Below are 10,694 nucleotides of genomic sequence, written 5' to 3'. Positions count from 1 at the left end.
AGTTTAGAACAACTTCAACCTATCCGTCTTCCGTTCTGCTACCGCAGATTCAGAATCCACCTTTCCTTTTTCTAGGAAAGGAGCTTTTTAGAGTTTAAATCCTAGTTAAAATTACACAAGATTAAGGCATCTCGCCTATAAGCCTGCAACTGACGAGCTTTCGTGAGAGGATTGCACAATGGCGGACTGGACTCGTCTTTTACGGCGATGCAATCAGGAATCGTAGAAGATCCAGTGAATTTTATTTACCCTTTGACATTGAATCAAACAGAATGAAACTTCGATCTATCCGTCTTCTTATCTGCTATTGCAGATTCAGAATCCACCTTTCCTTTTTCTAGGAAAGGAGCTTTTTAGAGTTCAGATCCTAGTTAAAATTACACAAGAATAAGGCTTCTCGCTTAGAAGCCTGCATCCGAAGAGGTTTCGTGAGAGGATTGCACAATGGCGGACTGGACTCGTCGTTTACGGCGATGCAATCAAAAATCGTAGAAGATCCGGTGAATTTGATTTATCCTTTGACATTGAATCAAACCGAATGGAACTTCAACCTATACGTCTTCTTACCTGCCATCGCAGATTCGGAATCCACCTTTCCTTTTTCTAGACAAGGAGCTTTGGCCTGAATGAAACAAATAAGTGTTTTTTGATTGGTAAGCTTTGCGTTAGGGATTGAAATGAAAAGCCCACAGTTTTATCGATGGAATCGATAAACCGAGGACTTGTAACGGAAAGCCCGACCCTTTGGGAACGCCCAAATTAAAAATAAAACAAAAATAAACTGACTGCTACCCTTGTAAAATCAAAATGTTTTGCCTCAAATCTCATTATATCGTCCAGTCCTATTTATTTTTGATCCCTTAATTTAATTTTAACGCATAACATAATGAATGCACAAGATCTATTGAACGTAGCGCAGGAACACGGTAGTCCGGTCTATGTCTATGATGCGGCGGCGATTATCTCGCAGTATGAACGTTTGACATCCGCTTTCGCGAAAGCTAAAAACCTACGTATTCACTACGCAGTAAAGGCATTGTCAAACATATCCATCTTGAAGCTTTTTAAACAGTTAGGCGCCGGACTCGATACCGTGAGTTCACAGGAAGTGCAGCTGGGACTGGCTGCTGGAGTTGATCCGTCCAAAATTATCTATACGCCCAACGGTGTTTCTCTGGAAGAAATCGAAAAGGTGGCTAAGCTGGGTGTGCAGATCAATATCGATAACCTTTCTATACTCGAACAATTTGGTGCAAAACATCCAACCATTCCCGTTTGTGTGCGTATCAATCCGCATGTGATGGCGGGTGGGAACGCCAATATTAGTGTGGGTCACATCGATTCAAAATTTGGTATTTCCATACATCAGATTCCGCACTTGCTGCGTATCGTGGAAAATACGGGAATGACCGTGAATGGTGTGCACATGCACACTGGTAGCGACATTCTGGACATCGGTGTATTTTTATATGCCACAGAAATTCTTTTTGAAACAGCAGCGAAATTTAAGGATCTAGAATTCATCGATTTTGGCTCTGGTTTTAAGGTTCCTTATAAAGAAGGTGATGTATCTACCGATATTGAGGATCTGGGCGAGCAGCTGAGCGAGCGCTTCAATGATTTTTGTAAATCTTACGGTCGCGAGATTGCTCTGGCGTTTGAACCCGGGAAATTTATGGTTTCAGAAGCTGGTCATTTTTTGGCGAAAGTCAATGTGATCAAGCAAACCACGAGTACGGTTTTCGCTGGAATTGATTCCGGCTTCAATCACTTGATCCGTCCTATGTTGTATGGATCCTATCACGGAATAAAAAATATATCCAATCCAGAAGGAAAAATGAGGTTCTACAGCGTTGTAGGCTACATATGTGAAACCGACACGTTTGCACAAAACCGACAAATATCAGAAATCGCCGAAGGCGATATTCTTTCCTTTTCCAATGCTGGTGCCTATTGCTACTCCATGGCGAGCAACTATAATTCTCGTTATCGTCCTGCGGAAGTGCTTTGGTACAACGGCAAACCTCACTTGATACGCGAGCGTGAAACGATGGATGATATCTTGAAGAATCAGGTGGATGTGGAGTTGGAACTGAATGTGGATTTGGTTGAGGCTTAATTCTTAATCAGATTATCGTTTGACAATAGGACATTGTTAGAACTAAAATGTAAAAAAATTCCGGCGCGTAGCGCTGGGATTTTTTGTGTTTCCGTACGTTTCATAGAATACTGTTTAGGACTTAGGAATAGAAACTAATTGTTTTAAACGATACATAAATCCTCTCACTGGTCGATATCAGTTTCCTAAGCAGCACCTCAATGTAATTTTATTTTCTTACCACTAAACTTTTAATGCTTTGCCGAAAAATTAATAAAATACCATCCAGGAAAAGAATTCCCCAACAATAAAATGCGTGCTCCCTTTGTACATTTGCAGCAAAAGTTAATTCAACCCACATGGCCTCAGGATTTTTTGCATTATTAGATGATATAGGTGTTCTGATGGATGACGTCGCCACCATGGGGAAAGTAGCGACTAAAAAGACAGCTGGTATCTTAGGGGACGATCTTGCGGTGAATGCAGAGAAGGCTTCGGGTTTTGTCTCTTCACGAGAAATACCGGTATTATGGGCGATTACGAAAGGCTCGTTTTTCAACAAACTTATTATTCTACCCATTGCATTTTTATTGAGTGCTTATTTGCCCATTGCCATCACGATTATATTATTGATAGGTGGGATTTATCTCGCTTTTGAAGGGGCAGAAAAGATCTACGAATGGATTTTCCCGCATGCAAAGCCAGAGACCATTAAAGCTCCAGAGTTATCAGAAGAGGAAATTCTAGCCTTGGAAAAAGACAAGATAAAGTCCGCAATCGTGACGGACTTTATTCTCTCGGTTGAGATAGTAATAATTGCACTTAGTTCTGTTGTTGAAGAGCCTATTCTCAATCAAGTTCTTGTAGTTTCCATTGTAGCCATTATAGCTACTATAGGTGTTTATGGAATCGTTGCGGGAATCGTAAGGATGGATGATTTAGGACTTAAGCTTATCAAATCAAGCGACGGTAAAAAAGGATTGAAAAATACGATTGGAACTTTCTTAGTTCAAGCGTTGCCCTGGATCGTTAAGAGCTTATCGGTTATCGGTACCATTGCACTCATCCTTGTTGCTGGCGGAATTTTTGTCCATAATTTGCATTTTGTTGAAGAGTTCTTTGATACACTTCCTTCCATCATTGCCGAAGCAATTACAGGAATTGTTGTGGGCGGTGTTTCCTTTGGCTTATTTGAAGGCGTGAAACGCACATTTTTTCATAAGAAGAATTCTCAAATGAATGCTTAGAAATTCACAACTACATAATGAGGTAGAAGATAATTTACTTCATGTGAAAACACCTTTAGGTTTGATCTTACTATTTTAAAATAGTCATCAGTTTCTTAGCAATATTTGCTTAGATTTAAACTTACAAATTTATAAAAGGAACAATCATGGGTAAAGGTCAAGATGCCAAGAAAAGCGTAAAAAAAGAACCTGCTAAAACTGCTAAAGAGAAAAAAGCGGATAAAAAAATAAAGAAAGCTAAGTAAATCATTGTGAGGCTAAGAGCCTTTCATTTATTTAAAGTCTTAACTAAACACTTTTAAAACAGAGGTTTAGATAAGGCTTTTTTAGTTTTATTGACAAGTTTAAAACCTTTAGACAATCAGTCTAAGTAAGATTGTTGATATGTTATAAGATCTTCCACTCTATTGCCTTACGGCAAAATGCTAACTAATACAAATTACAGTAAATACGAAACTGGGTACAGATCTCTATATTGTAACTTGGTATTTATAGAAGTCTTTATTTCAATTGATATAAAACTTATTTTCAGTCTGAGGATTAGATTAATTTTAATCTGATCACAAACAAGAGTAATGTTGAAATCTGAAATTTTTGCTTCTTCAGCTGTGATGAGTTAAACTTTCCCTCAAATCTTAAGGTTTTATTCGTATGCGATTTTAAAACATTTCGTTTCTTAATACACGTAGAAAGTAAAAGACATGAAAGCAATTCAAATAAAAAAAGCAGGTGGTCCAGAAGTGTTGGAACTTGTTGATATTATAAAACCTAAACCCACCAAAACAGAAATACTAATCAAAGTGAAGGCGATAGGTATCAATCGCAGTGACATTATTACTCGTAACAACTTTGATTCTAGTTCTGAAGATCCATTAATTCCAGGACTGGAAGTTTCCGGTGAAATTGTTGAAGTTGGTGACAGTGTTATTGATAAGAGCGTGGGAGATAAAGTCTGCGCTCTCATTGCAAGCGGTGGATATGCCGAATTTGTTGCAGTAGAAAGTTCTCATTGCCTACCCGTACCCGATGGGGTTTCCATAGTAGATGCTGCTTCCTTACCAGAAACAGTTTTTACCGTTTGGTTTAATGTGTTTCATTTGGGTAAACTTCAACCTAGGGAAAAGCTCTTGATTCACGGCGGCACTAGCGGAATAGGCACTATGGGATTGCAAATGGCTAAAGCACTGGGATCAATTATATATACGACAGCGGGAACTGACGATAAAATTGATTTTTTAAATAAAATGAACCTTGGCAAAGTCATTAATTATAAAAAAGAATCCTTTAAAGAAGTCCTTAAAGAGGAAAAGATCGATGTCATCCTAGATATGGTAGGCGGCGATTATACTCAGAAAAACCTAGATATACTCAATACAAAAGGCCGTTTAATCAATATTAATGGTATGAAAAGCTTAAGTGTTACTATTAATTTGAATACCATAATGAGCAAAAACCTCATCCTCACCGGAAGTTTTTTAAAACCTCAACCTGCTGCTGTTAAGACGCAAATTGCCAAGGATGTTAAAAATAATATTTGGCCGCTATTTCAAACTAAACAAATGCATCCAATTATTTATAAAACATTTCCCTTAGATCAAGCTGCAGAAGCTCATAAGCTTATGGAAAGCAGTGAGCACATTGGAAAGATTTTGTTGACGATAGATTAAAGGCACCTAACCACGCTAGGAAATCTAAAGTTTAGATGGTTTGCAATGGAGAATAAAAGTCTGACACTATATAAACTGCGATTGCTTTATTCTTTAAGAGCAGTTGCTCGCAGTGAATTCTTACTTCAAATTAAAGATACAGTTACTTAAACACTAGTTTGCAAAAACCATATTTGAAATTTATTTTTCATAAGAATTATGCCCAAATGAAACTTGTAAAACCCCTTCTTATCGGTTTGGCCATGTTCGTAATCCTTACTGCTAGTTATGAATATTATATTTATAACTGGTCTAAAAATCAAATAGGTGCATTAATAAGAGTGGATATTATCATTGTATATCCTATTATCCTAATGATATGTGGGATCGTATTTTGGATCAGCAAGAGACTTCTTAAAAAACATTAAATCCTTCAAAAGTCCTTAAATAAGGAATGAAGAATAGTGCTACTATCGTTGCAACCGATTTTAAGAGTCAAAAACTACGGCTATTTAAAGATCAAATACACATCTGAAATCGCGGTAATTAACTTCCAAGAGTTCTGATCTTTCCAATCCCGCTTCATAGTTTCGTTAAATAATATTTCTTTCATTTAATTTATATTAGAACCTGAACGTTGTTGAAAAGAGAGTATTTATTTACTTAGAACATCAACGCACTGTCAAATCAGTTTTTTAATCAAAGCACAAGTCACTACACGCATTGGTCAATGAATTTTAAAGTATCAATTGATTCCATTAGGCTTCTACTGTCAAACCTTATCGTAAATTAATAATAATGCAGAACACCTTTTTTTACTTAGAATCTAATACCATTTAATTTATATTGTTAAAGAGGCTCTCCTTAACTAAACGATAGGTTAGTTTTGTGCATCATAAAAATTATGGCTAGGAAGAAAGAATATAAAGAAGAAGAAGTTTTAGAAAAGGCAATGAACTTATTCTGGCATAACAGCTATGAATCAACCTCCATGCAAATGCTCGAAAAGGAAATGGGAATTAATAAGTTTTCTATCTATTCCAGTTTTGGAAGTAAACATGGACTTTTTATAGAATGCTTGAAATGTTATAAAATCAAAGTGAATAGGGTACTTCAGAAGTTCAAAAATGCTTCAGAAGGAGTAGCTGATATTAAACAATTTTTTAAGGACTCTATAGATATTGATGGTGAAGAAAAAAAATTGAAGGGCTGTCTATTGACTAATACCTACAATGAATTTTCTGAAAGCGAAGACTTAATAATTAGAGAGCAAATGATTTCCTTTATGGATAATTTAAAATCACTATTTATCCTCAAGCTTAAAATGAATTTAGATAAAGATGAGGAAACCGTTATGAAGCAGGCAAATTTTTTGTTGCTAGCAAAACACGGTCTAGCCGCAGCTGCTCGGGTAAATAGTCCTGAAGAAATAAAAGATTATATAGAAATGACCTTCAAAAACATCTAACTTTTTTTTGCATTAAAACTAAACGAATGTTTAGATATTAAATAATTTATCAATTTAAATACAGAACATATGACAACGATGAAAATTTACGACAAAGAATCTGCACCAGAACAAAGCAAACCATTATTGGAAAAATCTGAAAAAGCGTATGGAATGATTCCTGGTTTGCATGGTGTATTAGCCGGATCCCCAGGTATTCTAGACGCCTATCAACAATTGCACGAACTGTTTATAAACTCTAATTTTAATGAAGAAGAACTCACAGTAGTATGGCAAGCTATTAATGTAGAACACAGTTGTCACTATTGCGTTCCGGCTCACACCGGTATAGCACAAATGATGAAAGTCGGTGATGAAATTACAGATGCACTAAGAAATGAAATGCCTCTTAAAAATGCAAAACTAGAATCATTGCGTACGATGACTTTGAGCATAGTTCGCAATCGAGGTTCTATTACTCAGGAAGATTTAGAAACTTTCTTTGAAGCAGGTTATGAGGAAAAGGATGTTTTAAATATTATTTTGGGTCTATCTCAAAAAACCATTAGTAATTATGTCAATCATATTGCAAACACACCGGTGGATGAAGCATTCAAAAAGTTTGCATGGAAGAAACAAAATGTAACTTCTTAATTTTAAAATTGTAATATTAAGGTCAGCCTTCTGCCTCAAACGCAGAAGGCTTACTTTTTAAGTATTAATAAAGATTTAAATTATGATAAGAGTATCTGTATTGTACCCTAATAGCGATAACGTAAAGTTTGACGTAAATTACTACAAAAACAATCATTTACCGATGATTTCAAATGCCTTAGGTGATACATTAAAAGGTCTAGAATTGGATTTAGGATTGTCAAGCAGATCTGATCAACCCGCTCCATATGTTGCTATTGCGCACCTAAAATTTGATGACATAGCTTCTTTTCAATCCGCATTTATTCCTCACGCACAGTCTTTTGCTGCTGATGTGATCAATTACAGCAATGTAAAAGGAGAATTACAAATCAGCGAAATTATAGAATTATAAACATGGAAAATAAATTGAAAATTGACATAGTATCAGATGTAGTTTGTCCGTGGTGTACTATTGGTTATAAGCGTTTAGAAAAAGCTCTCAACGAACTGGAAATCGTAGATAAAGTTGGCATAGAATGGCACCCATTTGAGTTGAATCCAAATATGCCTGTGGAAGGTCAAAATGTTAAGGAACATATTACTGAAAAATATGGCTCTAGTTTAGACCAACAAAAGGAGTCAGAACAGCGAATGATCGATATAGGCGAAGAATTAGGGTTTACATTTGATTATTTTGAAGAAATGAAAATGGTAAACACTTTTGAAGCTCATGTTTTGTTAGAGTATGCAAAGGACTTCGGCAAACAGACCGAGTTAAAAATGGCACTTACTACGGCTTTTTTCAGTGATAGGAAAGACGTATCTGACAGAGCTATTCTACAAGAAATCTTATCAGAAGTTGGTTTAAACGCGGAAGAGGCTATGACTCAATTAGAGCAAGATGAGCCACGATCCCATGTGAAAAATGAAGAAAGCTATTGGAAAAACCTTGGTGTCACATCTGTACCGACCTTTGTCTTTAATCAAAAAAACGCTTTGACCGGCGCACAACCCGTTGACGTGTTTAAAAAAGTATTGTTAGAGCTTTTAGATCATTCAAATAATAAATCTTGAGTTAGCAAAATTGGACTTGATATTTATAGGTTGAAAATCCATTTTGGCCCCATCATGCCCTATTTAAAATTCGATCATTTGTATTATCAAAAGACCTTTATTGTCTATCATTATTAGATGTGAAACATGAGTCTTAATAATTCAATTTTTTCCGCTTTCGCGAAAGCGGTATTTTTTTAATCAATATGAAAGGAAAGCTTTTTAAGGCAAGTGGTCCATTTGCACTGCTCTCTAAAAAATGTCAAACCTTCATGTGTGTATAACCTCCACCGAAGGGCTGTAACTTTTATTGGTTTCATGCTGCATATTTTAAACTATTATTTGAAAAATAACGAAAAGGTTTACTGGATGAATGTTGGTTGTAAAACGAAGTAATTAATCCATCCTTTTTATTTTTTAGTGGTTTAACGTGTTTAAATTTGTAAAGGCATACATACCGTACGTGTCATGAATCCGCTGATCAATGATGTACAAAATTAAAAAGCTCTACGTTAGCTTTTTACAGTTCAAAAAAACCTTCGTCAACTATCCATTCAGGAAGTTCAACGTTATTGAAATATTCCTTTTTTGGGTTAGGGAGCGTGTAAACAGATCTCAATTCCTGATTATTTCTGGTGTACTTGTAGGTCTCACAGCTGGACTAGCTGGGGTTCTTCTTAAAGTGCTAGTTCATCATATACAATTCTTTATAAATAATGATGTTCCATTTAGAGAACGCATGTTTGTTTACGGTCTTTTCCCTTTAGTAGGAATTCTTATCACCACTTTAATAGCCAAATACTTTTTCAAGTCGGATGAGGATAAGGAACTGTCTTTTATTCTTAAAAATATATCTCAGAACGACAGCAAAATGAAATCTACCAAGATGTACTCTCAAATTTTACAGAGTGCAGCAACTGTAGGCTTTGGAGGTTCTGTAGGTTTAGAAACGCCTATCGCAGTGACTGGATCTGCCATAGGTTCAAATTTTGCACAACGTTATAGTTTAGGTTTTAAGGAACGCACACTCCTACTCGCTTCTGGTGCTGCCGCCGGTATCGCTGCGGCATTTAATGCGCCTATAGCAGGTGTCATGTTTGCCTTTGAAATTTTACTGGTAGGTCTTGTGTTTACGGACTTTATACCACTGGTAATCGCAGCTATTTGTGGAAGTTTGTTGTCAAAGATTATACTTGATGATGAAATCTTATTTAACCTTCATTCCAGAGATGCCTTTGATTATGCTAATACCTTTTACTTCATTATCCTGGGACTTTTAACGGGACTCTATGCTCGTTATTTTATTGTAGTCAGTCAGATCGTTCATACTTTTTTTGAACGGTTTAAAAAGAAAATTCTAATCAGAGCGCTAGTGGGTGGTGCCGTAGTCTCTTTATTATGCGTTGCTTTCCCACCATTGTTTGGAGAAGGATATTTGAATATTCATATTTTACATAAGGACAATGCGGAGCAGTTGATTGCACAAAGTCTATTTAGAGGTTTTGGGAATTCACAAATCATTATACTCGTCTTTCTTGGGTTAACCGTGTTACTTAAAGCTTTTGCCACCAGTATTACATTAAGCGCGGGTGGAAACGGTGGTAATTTTGCTCCAACATTAGTAGCAGGAGGATTGCTGGGATATATGTTTGGGTTTTCCTTGGAAATGATGGGTGTTTCTGATGTACCTACCACAAACCTGATGCTGGTAGGAATGGCTGGTGTAATGTCTGGTGCGATGTATGCTCCATTAACAGGAATATTTCTCATCGCCGAAACGAGCAGCGGTTATGATCTTTTTATTCCTTTGATGATTGTATCTGTCATTGCTTATGCCGTCAATAGATTCTTCTCTCCTACTAACCCTGCCTTTGATAAACTGGCCGCAGAAGGTGAGATTTTTACCACACAACAGGATCAAAATATTTTATCTCACCTCTGGCTAGCTGACTGTTTAAACGCTTCACCCTTGATCATTAATATAATAAATCATATGGATGAAGTAATCAGCGCCTTCAGAAAGAGCAATCAAAATACCATGGCAGTTGTAGACAGTAATGGTCAGTTTTACGGTATCCTCAATCGCGATCAATTGCGCCCCTATCTTTTAGGAGAAAAATCAACTGAAGCAACTAGCGTCGGCGATTTACTGGTGAGCCCTTCTTACACAGTGGAGTCAACTGACTCCATGATGAAAGTTATCAAAATGTTTGATGAGGCAGATGTATGGCAGCTTCCTCTATTAGATAAGGAACGAAAATTCCAAGGTTTTGTGAGTCGTTCTATGATCCTCAACAATTATCGCAGATTACTCAAAGACTATTCGGAGTAAGGGGGTTATAATAACTTTTTATTTCGTGCTATTTAGAAATACTTACAATTTATATCGGAGCTTTAATCAAAAGGCAAAATTAATTTTAAGTTTATAATATTAATCTAAAACTTTCCATTTCAGTGCTATTGAATGTTAACGCAAGGAGCATTTCCCTTTGCCATCATTAAAACCTAAAGTACCATAGGAGAAATCGTGGTCCAGCGCTTTTAAAATTGAACCAACGAATGTATAT

8 protein-coding genes are annotated in these 10,694 nt (G+C 36.4%); all 8 read left to right on the top strand.

Features of this window, described 5'->3' with window-relative positions; translation table 11 throughout:
• The first annotated feature begins 886 nt into the window (after window positions 1-886).
• A complete protein-coding gene (gene lysA / locus IQ282_RS03320) occupies window positions 887-2,119 on the top strand; it encodes a diaminopimelate decarboxylase (protein ID WP_194850479.1) in 1,233 nt (410 codons plus the stop codon).
• Between the two features lie 338 nt (window positions 2,120-2,457).
• Window positions 2,458-3,345, top strand: coding sequence for a DUF808 domain-containing protein (locus IQ282_RS03315; protein WP_194850478.1), 888 nt, complete (start codon window positions 2,458-2,460; stop codon window positions 3,343-3,345).
• A 701-nt stretch (window positions 3,346-4,046) separates the two neighbouring features.
• Window positions 4,047-5,012, top strand: a complete 966-nt coding sequence (locus IQ282_RS03310) for an NAD(P)H-quinone oxidoreductase (RefSeq protein WP_194850477.1) — start codon at window positions 4,047-4,049, stop codon at window positions 5,010-5,012.
• An 883-nt stretch (window positions 5,013-5,895) separates the two neighbouring features.
• Window positions 5,896-6,459 (top strand): TetR/AcrR family transcriptional regulator, encoded by a 564-nt coding sequence (locus IQ282_RS03305; RefSeq protein ID WP_194850476.1) that lies wholly within the window; start codon window positions 5,896-5,898, stop codon window positions 6,457-6,459.
• A gap of 69 nt (window positions 6,460-6,528) precedes the next feature.
• The gene (locus tag IQ282_RS03300) at window positions 6,529-7,092 is read left to right on the top strand and encodes a carboxymuconolactone decarboxylase family protein (protein ID WP_194850475.1); all 564 of its coding nucleotides are present in this window, start codon (window positions 6,529-6,531) and stop codon (window positions 7,090-7,092) included.
• An 82-nt stretch (window positions 7,093-7,174) separates the two neighbouring features.
• A complete protein-coding gene (locus IQ282_RS03295; protein WP_194850474.1) occupies window positions 7,175-7,486 on the top strand; it encodes an EthD family reductase in 312 nt (103 codons plus the stop codon).
• Between the two features lie 2 nt (window positions 7,487-7,488).
• Window positions 7,489-8,148: a DsbA family oxidoreductase gene (locus IQ282_RS03290; RefSeq protein ID WP_194850473.1), complete on the top strand. Its 660-nt coding sequence runs from the start codon at window positions 7,489-7,491 to the stop codon at window positions 8,146-8,148.
• Between the two features lie 463 nt (window positions 8,149-8,611).
• Entirely contained in the window at window positions 8,612-10,459 is a 1,848-nt protein-coding gene (locus tag IQ282_RS03285; RefSeq protein WP_194850472.1) for a chloride channel protein, read from the top strand.
• The last annotated feature ends 235 nt before the right edge of the window (window positions 10,460-10,694 follow it).

Source organism: Nonlabens antarcticus, assembly GCF_015356755.1.
Taxonomy (GTDB): Bacteria; Bacteroidota; Bacteroidia; order Flavobacteriales; family Flavobacteriaceae; genus Nonlabens; species Nonlabens antarcticus.
Note: the sequence above shows the minus strand (reverse complement) of the source record. Positions and strands in the feature narration are given on the sequence as shown.